General features: G+C 65.4%; 17 protein-coding genes and 1 pseudogene. 11 read left to right on the top strand and 7 right to left on the bottom strand.

Translation table 11 applies throughout. The features are described 5' to 3' along the window. Positions 1-25 precede the first annotated feature (25 nt). Positions 26-1411: an oxygen-independent coproporphyrinogen III oxidase gene (gene hemN, locus IG194_RS27765; RefSeq protein ID WP_009619865.1), complete on the bottom strand. Its 1386-nt coding sequence runs from the start codon at positions 1409-1411 to the stop codon at positions 26-28. A gap of 196 nt (positions 1412-1607) precedes the next feature. Between hemN and IG194_RS27760 the strand changes: the two genes are divergently transcribed. Both IG194_RS27760 and IG194_RS27755 read left to right on the top strand, forming a co-directional pair. Further along, entirely contained in the window at positions 1608-1817 is a 210-nt protein-coding gene (locus IG194_RS27760) for a DUF2945 domain-containing protein (RefSeq protein ID WP_009619863.1), read from the top strand. A 12-nt stretch (positions 1818-1829) separates the two neighbouring features. Next, the gene (locus IG194_RS27755) at positions 1830-2378 is read left to right on the top strand and encodes a DUF488 family protein (RefSeq protein WP_058489393.1); all 549 of its coding nucleotides are present in this window, start codon (positions 1830-1832) and stop codon (positions 2376-2378) included. A 4-nt stretch (positions 2379-2382) separates the two neighbouring features. Here the strand turns inward: IG194_RS27755 and IG194_RS27750 are convergent, their stop codons facing one another. Further along, positions 2383-3132 (bottom strand): succinate dehydrogenase iron-sulfur subunit, encoded by a 750-nt coding sequence (locus tag IG194_RS27750; RefSeq protein WP_058489392.1) that lies wholly within the window; start codon positions 3130-3132, stop codon positions 2383-2385. A 222-nt stretch (positions 3133-3354) separates the two neighbouring features. On the opposite strand from IG194_RS27750, the gene IG194_RS27745 reads away from it, so the two are divergent. The 3 genes from IG194_RS27745 to IG194_RS27735 all read left to right on the top strand — a co-directional run bounded on the left by IG194_RS27745 (position 3355) and on the right by IG194_RS27735 (position 7480). Further along, positions 3355-3909, top strand: a complete 555-nt coding sequence (locus IG194_RS27745) for a sigma-70 family RNA polymerase sigma factor (RefSeq protein ID WP_009619857.1) — start codon at positions 3355-3357, stop codon at positions 3907-3909. After that, the gene (locus tag IG194_RS27740; protein ID WP_058489391.1) at positions 3909-4898 is read left to right on the top strand and encodes a FecR domain-containing protein; all 990 of its coding nucleotides are present in this window, start codon (positions 3909-3911) and stop codon (positions 4896-4898) included. The genes IG194_RS27745 and IG194_RS27740 overlap by 1 nt, the downstream gene beginning before the upstream one ends. 278 nt (positions 4899-5176) lie before the next feature. After that, the gene (locus IG194_RS27735; RefSeq protein WP_225617242.1) at positions 5177-7480 is read left to right on the top strand and encodes a TonB-dependent siderophore receptor; all 2304 of its coding nucleotides are present in this window, start codon (positions 5177-5179) and stop codon (positions 7478-7480) included. A 540-nt stretch (positions 7481-8020) separates the two neighbouring features. On the opposite strand, the gene IG194_RS27730 is transcribed toward IG194_RS27735, so the two are convergent. The 3 genes from IG194_RS27730 to IG194_RS27720 form a co-directional block, all read right to left on the bottom strand. After that, the gene (locus IG194_RS27730; protein WP_058489390.1) at positions 8021-8407 is read right to left on the bottom strand and encodes a type II toxin-antitoxin system VapC family toxin; all 387 of its coding nucleotides are present in this window, start codon (positions 8405-8407) and stop codon (positions 8021-8023) included. Positions 8408-8410: 3 nt separating this feature from the next. Continuing rightward, positions 8411-8665, bottom strand: coding sequence for a type II toxin-antitoxin system Phd/YefM family antitoxin (locus tag IG194_RS27725; protein ID WP_206779269.1), 255 nt, complete (start codon positions 8663-8665; stop codon positions 8411-8413). A gap of 176 nt (positions 8666-8841) precedes the next feature. Next, on the bottom strand, positions 8842-9261 hold the full coding sequence (locus IG194_RS27720) for a hypothetical protein (RefSeq protein ID WP_058489389.1): 420 nt from the start codon (positions 9259-9261) through the stop codon (positions 8842-8844). Between the two features lie 230 nt (positions 9262-9491). Here IG194_RS27720 and IG194_RS27715 point away from each other — a divergent pair, with 230 nt between their 5' ends. The 3 genes from IG194_RS27715 to IG194_RS27705 all read left to right on the top strand — a co-directional run bounded on the left by IG194_RS27715 (position 9492) and on the right by IG194_RS27705 (position 11094). Next, the gene (locus IG194_RS27715) at positions 9492-10049 is read left to right on the top strand and encodes a type 1 glutamine amidotransferase domain-containing protein (protein ID WP_058489388.1); all 558 of its coding nucleotides are present in this window, start codon (positions 9492-9494) and stop codon (positions 10047-10049) included. 34 nt (positions 10050-10083) lie between these two features. After that, positions 10084-10389, top strand: a complete 306-nt coding sequence (locus IG194_RS27710; protein ID WP_058489387.1) for a DUF2892 domain-containing protein — start codon at positions 10084-10086, stop codon at positions 10387-10389. Between the two features lie 432 nt (positions 10390-10821). Beyond that, complete coding sequence (locus tag IG194_RS27705) at positions 10822-11094, top strand: hypothetical protein (RefSeq protein ID WP_009619846.1); 273 nt, start codon at positions 10822-10824, stop codon at positions 11092-11094. Between the two features lie 20 nt (positions 11095-11114). On the opposite strand, the pseudogene IG194_RS32895 reads toward IG194_RS27705, so the two are convergent. Next, positions 11115-11306, bottom strand: a pseudogene (locus IG194_RS32895) (thiamine pyrophosphate-requiring protein); the annotation flags it as partial. 418 nt (positions 11307-11724) lie between these two features. On the opposite strand from IG194_RS32895, the gene IG194_RS27700 reads away from it, so the two are divergent. Continuing rightward, a complete protein-coding gene (locus IG194_RS27700; RefSeq protein ID WP_176707202.1) occupies positions 11725-11958 on the top strand; it encodes a hypothetical protein in 234 nt (77 codons plus the stop codon). 20 nt (positions 11959-11978) lie between these two features. Here the strand turns inward: IG194_RS27700 and IG194_RS27695 are convergent, their stop codons facing one another. After that, positions 11979-12203 carry a PLD nuclease N-terminal domain-containing protein gene (locus IG194_RS27695; RefSeq protein ID WP_009619843.1) on the bottom strand — a complete coding sequence of 75 codons (225 nt, stop codon included), beginning with the start codon at positions 12201-12203 and terminating at the stop codon, positions 11979-11981. A 192-nt stretch (positions 12204-12395) separates the two neighbouring features. Between IG194_RS27695 and IG194_RS27690 the strand changes: the two genes are divergently transcribed. Together IG194_RS27690 and IG194_RS27685 are read left to right on the top strand one after the other, a co-directional pair. Next, positions 12396-12749: a hypothetical protein gene (locus tag IG194_RS27690; protein ID WP_058489385.1), complete on the top strand. Its 354-nt coding sequence runs from the start codon at positions 12396-12398 to the stop codon at positions 12747-12749. Between the two features lie 30 nt (positions 12750-12779). Continuing rightward, the gene (locus tag IG194_RS27685) at positions 12780-13388 is read left to right on the top strand and encodes a Yip1 family protein (RefSeq protein WP_009619841.1); all 609 of its coding nucleotides are present in this window, start codon (positions 12780-12782) and stop codon (positions 13386-13388) included. Positions 13389-13580 lie beyond the last annotated feature (192 nt).

The raw sequence follows: 13580 nt of genomic DNA, 5'->3' as shown, positions 1-13580 counted from the left end.
GGCCAGGGCGGCGCCGTGGCCCGCCTCAGATCGTGCGCGAGAAACGCTCCTGCTGCTCGCCGCCCAGGTAGGCGTCGAAGGCCATCGCCACACTGCGCATCATCAGCTGGCCCTGGGGCAGCAGGATCAGCGCGTCGTCGCGCAGCTCCACCAGCCCGTCGTCGACCTGCTCCCGCAACTGCCGCAGCGAGCCTGCGAAATACTCGCTGAAACGGATGCCGTGGCGCGCCTCCAGCGGCGCGTAGTCCACGCGGCCATGGCACATCAGCGCGCCTATCACCTCGCGGCGCAGGCGGTCGTCGTCGGTCAGCCGGTAGCCCTTGTGCACCGGCAGCAGGCCCTCGTCGAGGCGCGCGTAGTACTGCGACAGCTCCTTCACGTTCTGCCCGTAGGTGTCGCCGACCTTGCTGATCGACGACACGCCCAGGGCGATCAGGTCGCAGTCGGCATGCGTCGAATAGCCCTGGAAGTTGCGCTGCAGCGTGCCCCTGGCGCGGGCCACGGTGAGTTCGTCGTCGGGCAGCGCGAAGTGGTCCATGCCGATGTACGCATAGCCCTCCCCCGTCAGCCGCCGGATGGTCAGCTCCAGCAGCTCCAGCTTGCGCTCGGGCGGCGGCATGTCCTCGCGGCGGATCAGCCGCTGCGCGCGCACCCGCTCGGGCAGGTGGGCGTAGCTGTAGGCGGCGATGCGGTCCGGGCGCAGCGCGATGATCTTGCCCAGGGTGGCGTCGAAGCTCTCCACCGTCTGCAGCGGCAGGCCGTAGATCAGGTCCACCGAGACCGACTTGAAGCGCGCCTCGCGGGCGGCCTGGACCAGGTCGAAGATCTGCTGCTCGCTCTGCACGCGGTTGACCGCAGCCTGGACCTTCTCGTCGAAGTCCTGCACGCCGAAGCTGAGGCGGTTGAAGCCCTGGGCGCGCAATTCGGCGATGCGTTCGCGGCTGATGGTGCGCGGGTCGACCTCGATGGAGAACTCGTGGTCGTCGCTCTCGTCCAGGTTGAAGTGCTCGCGCAGGCTGTCCATCAGGTCCGACAACTGTTCGCTGGTCAGGTAGGTCGGCGTACCGCCGCCCAGGTGCAGCTGGGTGAGCTTGCGCGAGCCCTCGAACAGCGCCGCCTGCATGGCGATCTCGCGCTTGAGGTAGTCCAGGTACTCCACGGCGCGGTGGGTCTTCTGGGTGATGATCTTGTTGCAGGCGCAGTAGTAGCAGAGGCTCTTGCAGAACGGGATGTGGATGTAGACCGACAGCGGCTTGGCCGGCGCCCGGTTGCTCGACCGGGCGGCCTGGCGATAGTCGTCGGCGGCGAACGCGCCATGGAACTGCGGCGCGGTGGGATAGGAGGTATAACGCGGGCCGGGGCGATCGTACTTCTCGACCAGCGCGCGGTTGAAACTCATCGACTCAGACATGGCACGGCTCCTCGGACGCTGGCAGTCTGTCGCTGCAAGTCGTCCGTCCAAAGATACACCCATGTGGGCGTTGCGCCTCCTGAGCGGGATCAAGAACTTCCGCCGGGCGCAGCTCGGCTTCGCGCATCCAGGGCGAGCTAGACTGTCCGTGCTGGCAGCGCCAGCGGTTAGCGCAACGTCCTGAGGAGCCTGCACGATGACCAGGAGATTCGAGATCGGCGATCATGTGAGCTGGAATTCCGAGGCGGGCCGCGTGTCGGGGACGATCATCGCCATCCATACCCGCGACTTCGACTACAAGGGCCACCGCCATCACGCCTCGGAAGACGATCCGCAGTACGAGATCAAGAGCGACAGGACCGATCACATCGCGGCGCACAAGGGCAGCGCCCTTACCCTTGTGTGATGCTGGCGGCCCGTGAAGCTTCCGTTCTTCACCATCGGCCACTCCAACCGGAGCCTCGAGGCCTTCGTCGAGTTGCTGCGCGGGCCCGGCGTCGGGCTGCTCGTGGACATCCGCAAGGTTCCGCGCTCCGCGTCCAACCCGCAGTTCAATGCCGATACGCTTCCCGGGGCGCTGGCCGACTGCGGTATTGCCTATGAGCACCTGGCCGCGCTCGGCGGGCTGCGCGGCAAGGCCCGGGGCCTGCCCGCGCAGGTCAATGGCTTCTGGGACAACCGCAGCTTCCACAACTATGCCGACTACGCGCTCTCGGCGCCGTTCCAGCAGGGCCTGGAGCAGTTGCTGGAAGCCGGGCGCCAGCGCCGCTGCGCGATCATGTGCTCGGAAGCCGTGTGGTGGCGCTGCCACCGCCGCATCGTCAGCGACTACCTCATCGCCAGGGGCGAGGCGGTCTTCCACATCATGGGGGAAGGCCGCCTGGAGCCGGCCCGGCTGACGCCCGGCGCCGTCGTCCAGGCGGATGGCTCGGTGGTCTATCCCGCGATTGACTCGCCGCCGGCGTGAGCGGCTAGGTGCCGCGCTTCAGCAGCATCCTCTCGATATGCCCGATGGCCGCCCGCGGCTTGAGCTTTTTCGGGCAGAAGGCGATGCAGTTGTAGATCGAGCGGCAACGAAACACGCTGAACGGGTCGTCCAGCGCCGCCAACCGCGCTTCGGTGGCCGTGTCGCGGGAGTCGACGAGGAAGCGGTAGGCATTCAACAGGCCCGCCGGGCCGATGAAGCGCTCCGGGTTCCACCACCAGGAGGGGCACTGCGTCGAGCAGCAGGCGCACAGGATGCACTCGTACAGGCCATCCAGCCTGGCCCGCTCCTCCGGCGACTGCAGCCGCTCGATGGCCGGTGGCGGCTGGTCGTTGATGAGGTAGGGCTTTATCCGCTCGTACTGCCTGTAGAACGTCCGCATGTCGACGACCAGGTCCCGTATCACCGGCAGGCCGGGCAATGGCCGTATGACGATGTCCACGTCGCCGCGCAACGGCCTGATCGTCTGCCCGGATGGCAGCTGCCCACCGTGGAGCAAGGTCGAGACGCTGGTGATGCAGGCCAGGCAGTTGGCGCCGTTGATGTTCATGCCGTCGGAGCCGCAGACGCCTTCGCGACAGCTGCGCCGGTAGGTCAGCGTCTGGTCCTGGGTTTTCAGGTGCTCCAGCAGGTCGAGCACCATCATGTCCTCGCCCGGCTGCAGGTCATAGGTGTAGTCCTGCAGGCGCGGCGCTGCATCCTGTTCCGGGAGATAACGGTAGATACGGACTTTCATCTCGCTCGCCTCCGGGCCGATCTCCAGTGTAGACCTTCCAGGCGATCTGGCCGGAGCTTCTGTCGACAGCCCAGGAATTATACGACTCATCGATACGAGCAGCGCCGGCAGCGGCGCCGAGTTGCTGGCCAATGGCAAGCCATGTGATGATTAGTATCGATTCTCATTTACCAAAAGACTCTGATGGCCGCGGGACACCACCCGGCGGCGTGGTGACTGTCTGTGAGCTCATCTGCCTATGCCACTCCTCCATCGCTGGAGACGCTGTACTGCGACCATCACGGCTGGCTGCAGGCATGGCTGCGCAGGCGCCTGGGGCACGCCAGCGATGCCGCGGACCTGGCCCACGACACCTTCCTGCGGCTGATCGGCGGGGCCAGCCAGCCGCGCTTCGCCAGCATGGCCGAAGTGCGCGCCTACCTGCGAACCACCGCCAAGAACCTGTGCATCAACCTGTGGCGGCGCCAGGAAATCGAACGCGCCTGGCTCGACACCTTGGCGGCGCTGCCGGAAGAGCAGTGCCCCTCCGCCGAGCGGCAGGCCGCGGTGCTGCAAGCCCTGGAGGAGATCAGCTGCATGCTGCAGACGCTGTCCGCCAAGGCGGCACGGGCCTTTACCCTCGCCGTGGTGTGCGAGATGACCGACGACGAGGTCGGCGCGCAGCTGGGGGTTTCCGGGCGCATGGTGCGCAAGTACGTGGCCCAGGCCATGCTCGCGTGCCTGACACTGCGCGCCGGCGAGACGGCTGCCGCGTTGCGCCAGGAGCCGCTCTACTGATGGCGGGCCCCGGTCACGAAAGCCCCCTGCCCTCGCACGCCGTGCTGGAGCAGGCGGCCTACTGGTACGCCACCCTGCGTGACGGCCAGGCCAGCGCCCAGCAGCGCGCCCACTGGCAGGCATGGCTGGGCGCGGATCAGATGCACGAGCAGGCCTGGCGTTATGTCGAAGGCGTCAGCCGCAACTTCGAGCCGCTGCGCGGCCGGCCCGACACGCACCTGGCCGCCGATGCGCTGGGTATCGCCGCCGAACGCATGCAATCGCGTCGCCGGCTGCTGACCGCAATGGCGGCCGTCAGCACTGGCACCCTGTGCGGCTGGCTGGGCTGGCGTGAAGCGCTGTTGCCGCCCGCCCTGATGGCCTGGGGCGCGGATTACCGCACCGCCACTGGCGAGCAACGTGAAATAACCCTGGCCGATGGCTCCCGCGCCTGGCTCAACACCGCCAGTGCCATCGACCTGGCGTTCAGCGCCCGGGCTCGCCGCGTCACGCTGGTGCGCGGCGAGGTGTTCATCGCCACCGCCAAGGGCGCGCGCCCCTTCTACGTCGAGACCGGGCATGGGCGCCTGCAAGCGCTGGGCACGCGCTTCAACGTGCGCTGCGAGGGCGAGCGGACCTGGCTGGCCGTCTATGAAGGCGCTGTGGAAATACGCACTGCCAAGGGTGCCGTCCGCGTGCTGAAGGCCGGCCAGCAGGCGCATTTCAGCGCCGGGCACATCGGTGACAGCCAGGCCGCCGACGCGGCCCGTGAAGCCTGGACCCAGGGCTCGCTGCTGGCCGACAACATCTCCCTGCGCGAGGTGGTGCAGGAGCTGCGCCGCTATCGCCACGGCCACCTCGGCGTTGCCGATGAGGTGGCCGACCTGCGGGTGTATGGCAACTTCCCCATCCAGGACTCCGAGCGCGTGCTACGCATGCTGGCCTCGGCGTTGCCGATCCGTATCGAACAGCCCCTGCCCTGGTGGGCGAGCATCGAAGCCCGGCACTGAGCAAGGCGGGCAAAAAAAAATCGGAAAAAGGGTTCCGGGTTTCGCCCGCTCGCTGGTTTACCCAGTGAGAAGACATGAAACATCGCCGCATCGGTGCCTCGAGGGGCCGTATGGCATCGGCGGTTGAGGGTCTTCGCTCATCAACCCTTGTCCCCAGAGGAATGCCGTCCATGTCCCTCCGCTGTCACCCGCGCGCTGCCCACCCGGGTGTTGTCGCACACGCTTTTGCCCTGCGCCCGCTGACCCTGGCGCTTCACCTGGCGCTCTCGGGCAGCGCCATGGGCCTGGCGGCCTGGTCGCCGGTCGCCATGGCCGGGGACGGCGTCGTGGCCAGCGCCGAGCGCAGCTACGACATTCCCGCCGGCCCGCTGGCCAGCGTGCTCACGCGTTTTTCCCGCGAGGCAGGCGTGTATCTGGTCGGTGCCGGCAGCGTGGCCGAGGGCGTGACCAGCCCGGGCCTGCAAGGCAGCTACACGGTGTCGGACGGCCTGGCCGCGCTGCTTTCCGGAACCGGCCTGGAGGCCGTTCGGCAGGCCGATGGCAGCTATGGGCTGCAGAAGGCGCCAAGCGCGGAGCCCTATCGCCTTGCTCCCGTCATCGTCAACGCCCAGGCGGTAGCGGACGACCCCGCCGCCTCGGTGGTGACCCGGGAACTGTGGGTCGGCGGCAAGGTGGCGACCAACATCCAGAACACCCCGGCCTCGGTTTCCGTCGTGACCCAGAAGGAAATCGAGCAGCGCAGCGCCAGCACGACCGAGGAAATCCTGCAGTACACCCCGGGGACCATCACCGACTACTACGGCACCGATGACCGCAACGACTACTTCCTGATTCGCGGCTTCCAGGCCACCACCTACCGCGATGGCCTGACCCTGGGCTCGATGCGCGGTGTGCGCGAGGAGCCTTTCGCCTATGAGCGCGTCGAGGTGCTGCGCGGCGCCAACTCCACGCTGTTCGGCCCGGCCGACCCGGGCGGCTCGGTGAACTTCGTGACCAAGCAGCCGCGTTTCAGCAGGTTCGGCCAGGTCTACGCGACCTACGGCTCGTTCAACCACATGGAGGCCGGCCTGGATACCGGCGATGCGAACGAAGACAAGACCCTGGCCTACCGCTTCACCGGCAAGTTCCAGGACAGCGATCGCGAATACGACCACTCCCAGGACGACAACAACTTCCTCATGGGCGGCCTGACCTGGGCGCCGACGGCCTATACCTCCGCCACCCTGGTGGTGGATCACCTGCGCCAGGACAACACGCCCAACAGTGGCGGTTACCCGATGGACAGGGAGTATGACCGCGACAAGTTCTTCGGCGAGCCGAGCTACAACTTCCACGATGTCGAGCGCACCAACGTCAGCGCCAACTTCACCCATGATTTCGACAACGGTTTCACCCTGCGCAGCAACCTGCGCCACAGCGACCTGAGCGATGAATACGGCTATGCCTATATCAGCGACGCTGCCGGGCATACCGGAACCCTGGTCGACCGTGGCTACCTGGGTTCCGACAGCGACGCCAAGCAGTTCAACGGCAACCTGATGCTGCAGTACGACGCGCGCTTCGAGAACATCGACAGCAGCAGCATCGTCGGCGTGGAATATCTCGACTCCTCCGCCAAGAACGTCTCCGTCTACGGCTCCGCCGACCCGATAGACGTTGCCAACCCGGTATACCGCGGCGTTTCGCCGGCCATCGTCTACCAGGACAAGGACCAGGACAGCACCATCAAGTCGGTGTTCCTGCAGCAGAACCTGTCGTTCTACGAGCGTTTCATCGTCACCGCCGGCATGCGCAACGACTCCATGGACGTTTCCGAAACCGACCACCTCTACGGCATCAAGTCCTCGGACAGTTTCTCGGAAAACTCTTTCCGCGGCGCGCTGACCTATATCGTCAACGATGAGGTTTCCACCTACGTCAGCATGGTGGAGTCGGTTTCCCCGCCCGAGGTCGGCGTGACCCCGGAGCGCGGCACCCAGTACGAAGTGGGTGTGAAGTATTCGCCGCAGGAGATGAACGCGCTGTTCTCCGCTGCCGTCTACCAACTGACCCAGGACGATGTCGCCACCGCGGTCGTGCAGCCGAACGGCGTCATCGACCAGCAGACCGTAGGCTCGCAGCGCGTGCGAGGCCTGGACCTGGAGGTCAAGGCCGAGCTGACGGATAACCTGAGCCTGGTCGGCGGCTACTCCTACATGGACACCGAGGTACTCCGCGGTGCGCTGCAGGTATGGAGCGGGACGGGTTACGAGGTCGTGTCGATCAAGGGCAACCAGCTCGTCTCCGCACCCAAGCACTCGGCTTCGCTATGGAGCTATTACAGCGTGCCGGGAACGGACGTCAGCGTCGGCCTGGGCGCCCGTTATACGGGGGCCTACTATTTCGGCGACTTCAACGACACCGGCAAGAGCGACGCCACCACCCTGTTCGATGCCGCGTTCAACTACCAGCTCCTCAAGGACACCGACCTGGCCATCAACGTCAGCAACCTGTTCGACGAGCAGCACGTGGTCGGTCGCGGTAGCGCGGACTACTACAACCCGGGCCGCGAGATCACGGCCAAGGTGAGCTACAACTGGTGAGGCGCGGGACGCGCGAGCCGATCGATTCCGCTCGGGTCGCGCGTCCGGCTGCGCCTTGCGCATGGGCGAGACCGCCAATTGAAAAGACCGCCCAGGGCAACCCGGCGGTCTTTTCTGTCCGGGGCTCGGCGGAAGGGAGGGCTGGGCGGGGTGGTTTCCAGTAGTTTTCGCTGGAACGAAAAAAGGGCCTTTCGGCCCTTTTTTCAGTGACTTGCAAATGCCAGTGGACATTGGCGGCGATGACTTCGGTGAGCACTTTTCCCCGCAGACCAAGGTCTTCGCGCACATCCTCGCCAGCGAGGACGATCTCGAGTTGTCGGCCTCCGCAGCACACCTGAGCCTCAAGCCGATCCCCCCCCTTTCAGGCGATCGCCGACATCTCTCTTCACTGCCCCCGCTCGCGGGTGCCTTCTTCTTTTCGTGCCGCCCAACGACCGCGCCCCCGTCTCCAGATCGAAGCGCCCTCCCTCGCCGGCCGATGCCGGCCCGCGCAGGAGACTTTCCGCGCGGCCCGTTCATGATCGATCACTCTAGAGGGAATTACAGCTTTCTGATTGGCCCGGGATACTGCGCGATGGCGGAATCGTGCGTCACCAGGAGCATGCCTTCGGCGATAGCTTGGGCTACCAGGAGCCGGTCGAACGGGTCGCTGTGGTGATGTGGAAGCGCACCGACACCGATCGTATGGGCGTTGAGAATTGGCAGTTCCTGATAACCGGCGCCCATCAGCGCTGCGTACAGAAGGCTTGGGTCAACCTGGAAGTCAGGCTTGCCTAACGAGTTTTTGATCGAGACTTCCCAAATGCTTGCGGCGCTGAAGAACAGCTGGCTTGACGGAGTGTCGATCATGTTGCGGGCAGTTGCCGGGAGGGAGGGCGAGTTGGCAGCTGCCCACAACAGTATGTGCGTGTCGAGAAGAATCCGCATTGATTAGCTCTTGCCGTAGAACATCGCCTCGATGTCGGCAGCGAACGGCGAATCAATGTCATCGGGGACGACGATCTGCCCCTCCAGCATACCGATGCGCTTTACAGGCTCATCGGAGATCGCAGTTACCTTCACCAGCGGCTTGCCGGCTCTAGCGATGACGAATGCAGCACCTTTGCTTGCCTGATCGACGAGCTTGGACAAGTTCGTCTTGGCATCGTGGATATTCACGATCTCTAAGTGGTTGATGTTCATCATGGCCCTCTCCGATCCGACGGGCTTTGGGGTTTTACGGGTTATACCTACCGGGTCGACAAAGTTAGTCCATCCAACTCAACCAACTGGACCAGATTGGTTAGCCCTCGTTGGTTTTGCAAGCGACCTTCATATCAGCCGGCCGATCACCAGACCAATGTCTATCGCCGCACCTCGCCTCAGATCATCGGCTTGTCGTCGATTCGGTCCCGCGCGGCGCTTGCGGCCAGGGCGTCGAAGGTTTCCGCGCTCAGCGCCTCCTCGCCCTGCTCGTCGAGCAGCCGGCGGAACACCAGGTGCTCCGGGAAGCTGCGGCCGATCAGCGTCAGCAGGCGCACGCCACGCTCGGTCAGCTCGAAGTTGTTGCCGGTGCCGCCATGGTCTCGCGGCCGGTCCTGGATGAAGCCGCCGTCGAACAGCACGCCCTCCAGGTCGCCGGCCACGCGCTTGATGTGGTCGATACTGCCGCCCAGCGGCTCGCCCTGGGCCAGGCGTTCCTCGGCCACCTCCTCGCCGTACTCGCGGGCCTTGTAGGGTTCGTCGGCGCATTGCTGGGCGTGCAGCAGCAGTTGTTCTATCAGGTCCCAGTCGTAGCTCATGGCGTGTCTCCCGCGCTGTTCGATGGCTTTGCCGGCGGTTCCGCCGGCCCTGCCTGTTGCGACTGCCCGGCCCGCCATGGGTTCGAACGCACCGAGCAGCGGCGCGCTGTTCCGTTGGGCAATTCTTTCGAACTCGCCGCCGCCACGGCTTCCAAAGCCTGGTGAGTGCCGCGCCGCGAGGCGTGGCCGGCCACTGCGCCCGCGTGGCGCTTCAGCGAAGGAGCCCGATCATGAGTGCGAACCTGCAAGGCAAGAAAGTCCTGATCATCACCGCCAACGCCGGCATCGAGCGCGACGAACTGCTGCGTCCGCTGCAGGCCCTGAAGGACCAGGGCGCCAGCGTCACCCACGGCAGCGTCAAGGGCGGCGAGGCCCAGACCTGGCTCAAGGACAGCGAGAAGGACGTGAAGGTGGAGTCCAATGCCCGGCTCCAGGACCTGCGCGCCGCGGACTACGACGCCCTGGTGATACCCGGCGGCACGGTCAATGCCGACACCCTGCGCCAGGATGCCGATGCGCAGCGCCTGGTCCGCGAGTTCGCCGAGGCCGGCAAGACGGTCGCGGCGATCTGCCATGGCCCCTGGCTGCTGATCGATGCCGGCGTGGTCTCCGGCAAGACGCTGACCTCCTATTCCAGCGTGCGCACCGACCTGGCCAATGCCGGGGCCGAGTGGGTGGACGCGCAGGTCAAGGTCTGCCCGGCCCAGGGCTGGACGCTGATCACCTCGCGCAACCCCAACGACCTGCCGGCCTTCAACGAGGCCATCGGCCAGGCCCTGGCGGCCTGAGGTCCATCCGCCCATGCAGACAGAGAGACAACAGATGAGTGCACAGAATCTGGGCCGCTGGGAGCGGCTGTTCTCGGTGGCCCTGGGCCTGGCCGGGATGCGCAACGGTTTTCGTCGCGGCGGCCTGCAGGGCTGGCTGGAAGTGGGCGCCTCGGCGCTGATGGTCAAGCGCGGCCTGACCGGCCATTGTCGGGTCAAGGCGGTGCTGCTCGGCCACGGGGACGGGCATGCCGAGGCAGCGCCTGGCGTCATCCCTGGGCCGGCTCGCGAAAGCCAGGAAAAGCGCGTGGACAACTCCCTGGAGGAAACCTTTCCGGCCAGCGACCCCATCTCGCCCTGAAGGGGCGCGCAAATGAGCGGCGTCCCGGCGCGGTCGAACGGCTGCGCCGGGTGCAATCAGAGTGGGAAAAAGAAGCTTCATCCCTGAAGCGAGGCATCTGAACAAAGGAACCGAAGTGATTCTAGGTACAAGCCCAGGGCGCTTCCACATTCATTGAAAATACTGTTGAAACCCTTCACAAGCTCCTGATAAGGCGTGCATTTTGCCATGTAATCCGTGTAATTCGCCTGATATCCACTGGCTATCGCGGCGCTGCCATCGGCAACTTTCCTGCTTATAACCGGCAACTTTAAAAAACCTCACCAAGGTTATATTCAAAATTTCTTCACGCCGGTTTTCCGCCTTGAAACAGCCCGGGGCTTACCTTAGTTTTCCCTTCCGCAACCTGTCGGCGTCTTGCAGAAATCCAACCCCATATCGTGAAGTCGCCCGATGGAAAGATTGCTCTCCCCGCAACAGCAACAAGAGGCGGTCAACGTCTTTCTGCGCCTGGTGCCCACCCTGGCCAGAGAGATAGAACTTTCACAACTTGCAAGCGACGAGGATCTGGACTCCTATCGACTCAGGAAGGGCTGGGGCGAACTTTGCGCGCAAGCCAAGCATTCGGGGCTGGAGCCCTGGTTGTTCGCCCATATGTTGCTCGGCACGCCGAGCGAAGAATTGGAAAGACTCAAGGCGTTGCGCAGACATATGACCTTCCGCTGAAGCCGCTTCTCCGGCCCCGAAGAAGCCTGTTCAACCTGCTGCTGGTAATCGCTGCCCAGGGAGGTCACCGCCTGCTGGCCGACGATGGCCAGCACCGGCTGGTGCTTCTCGTCGTACAGCCCGTTGAGCAGGTGGATGGCGGTGGCCAGGCAGACGCCGACCTCAGCAATGCGCCGAAATGCATCGGCAAGGGCGTGAATGGATGCTTGAAAAAAGCACCCCGTCCCTGGGGCGTGCATATCAAGGGGAGTTCGCAATAACTATTCAGGCAGAGCCTGGCAGGTGGCGCAATCGACATTGAAAAATCGAACAGATAAAGCCGATTCCCGCATATTGCATGAACGATTGCCGGCCGATGACTGCATCATGCTGATATCCAAATGATGCTATCGCTTCTTCGCGCCCAGTGAATCCGCGGCATACGGCGAATTGCTCGAAATTTGCGCGCAACGTCGTATCCATAATTTCAACTGATGCCCTTTTTCGCTTGAGCCACCGCACTTACAGGCGTACTTTTTCAGGTCTTCTGCTACATATTTCCCTGGATGTTCTCGGGGCCTTTCCCTTCACCAGGCTTTTCCTCCCCTCCTCATGCAAATCCTATTGAACTCCGCGCAGCGGCAGGCTGCCGTGGCGGAGTTTCTTCGCCGCGTTCCTGCCCTGGCCCGGGAGATCGAACTGTCCCGCCTCGAGGAAAACGAAGACGCACAGGCCTACCGCCTGCGCAAGGGCTGGGCCGAGCTGTGCATCCACGCCCGCGCCATGGGCATCGAGCCCTGGCTGTTCGCCCACCTGCTGATCGGCACCCCGGCCGAACAGGTCGAGCGGTTGAAGAACACGCGCAACCCGCTGCTGCCCGACTGAGCCGGCCCTGCCCGGGCCGCTCACTCGCCGTGCTCCGCCGAGCCCGGCGGCTGCGCCATGCCGCGGGGCCCGGCGATGCCCCAGATGGCCAGGCCAACCACCGGGAAGATGGCGATCAGCAGCGCCCACAGGGCCTTGGCGTTCACGCCCTTGTCGCTGCGGAACACGCTGACGATGGCCCACAGGTCCAGCAGCACGATGATCACCGCCACGGCGATCAGCATCAGGGAGACGAACGGGGTCATGGCGCACCTCCTCGGCACAGTCGATGTCTGCGGTGGGCCGGCCCGCGCGGCCAAGGTTCCATCGCCTGGACCGGCGCCGCGGCGGCGTACCGTTCGTCCCGGTGGCTGAACATGGCCGCCGCCCTCCAGTCCTCCGAGAGACCGCCGGGGTCATGCCGGCGGCCAGCCATCGACCTACAGGAGGACCGGCACATGGGTTGGAACGACCATCAGGACGCCGCATTCACCGCCGCGCTGCGGCAGTTGTTCGCCCAGGGCAGCCTGGAACCGGACAGCCGCGAGGAGATCCTCGCCCGCTACATCCTCGAGCACGGTTTCGCCGCGCTGTCCGAGGAGCAGCAGCAACGCTTCCGCGACGAACTGCTGCCGCGGCTCAGGGAGGTCTCCGGCGCCGCCGTCCTGCCGATGGACATCCCCCTGCAGGAAACCACCCCGCCGCCCAACGGCGGCATCAGCGATCCGGGCATCAACGACCCGGGCAACGAAGACCCCGGCTCGCTGCTGGAAAGCGAACTGCCGGACGCCGATACCAAGCATTCCCGCTGACAGCCCGGCGCAACGGAAGGAGGCTCATCGATGATCCCGTTCACGACCCTGCTGACCCAACCGAAACACGCCTGGGGCGACCTCAGCGCCAGCGTCGACCGTCACCCGCGGGCCTTCGTGCCGCTGTGGCTGGCCCTGCCGCTGATCCCGGCGATCTGCCTGTTCATCGGCACCACCCAGGTGGGCTGGCGACTGCCGGGCAACGACCAGACGCAGTACCTGAGCGCCAGCAGCGGCGCGCTGCTGGCGCTGTGGTGCTACCTGGGCTTTCTCTGCGGGGTGGTGATCATGGCCTACCTGGTGCGCTGGGTGCTGTTCCGCACCGAGAGCCGGCCGGACATCGGCCGCAGCATGGCCTTCACCACCACCATCGCCGTGCCGCTGATGCTGGCCGGGGTGGTGGCGCTGGTGCCCTCGCGCTGGCTGATGCTGCTCGCCGCCGCGCTGGCCACGGCCTGCTCGGCCTTCCTGCTGTTCAGCGGGCTGCCGGTGTTCATGCACCTGCGCCAGCGCAAGGCGGTGTTCTATGCCGGCTGCATCCTCGGCTTCGGCTTCCTGGCGCTACTGACCACGGCCTTCGCCTTCCTCGAACTCTGGGGGCAGAGCATGGCCGGCAGCGGCGAATACCTGGAGCAGTGAGCCCGGAGGCGGCAGCGGCTCCTCCGGGGGCTGCTGCATGGGCACCTCCTCGGGGAAGTCCTCGGGCACCTGGCTTTCCCGCTCGGGCAGCGTCGGCGGCTGCTCGGGCTGGGGCCGCTGGAGTTCGGTGAACGGGGCCATGGCGTACCTCCTGGGCAAGGGTGGCTGTCACCCTTGCTTTGGAAGCGGCGC

Origin of the sequence: Pseudomonas sp. ADPe, assembly GCF_014843515.1 — a bacterium.
Lineage (GTDB): Bacteria > Pseudomonadota > Gammaproteobacteria > Pseudomonadales > Pseudomonadaceae > Pseudomonas > Pseudomonas citronellolis.
Note: the sequence above shows the minus strand (reverse complement) of the source record. Positions and strands in the feature narration are given on the sequence as shown.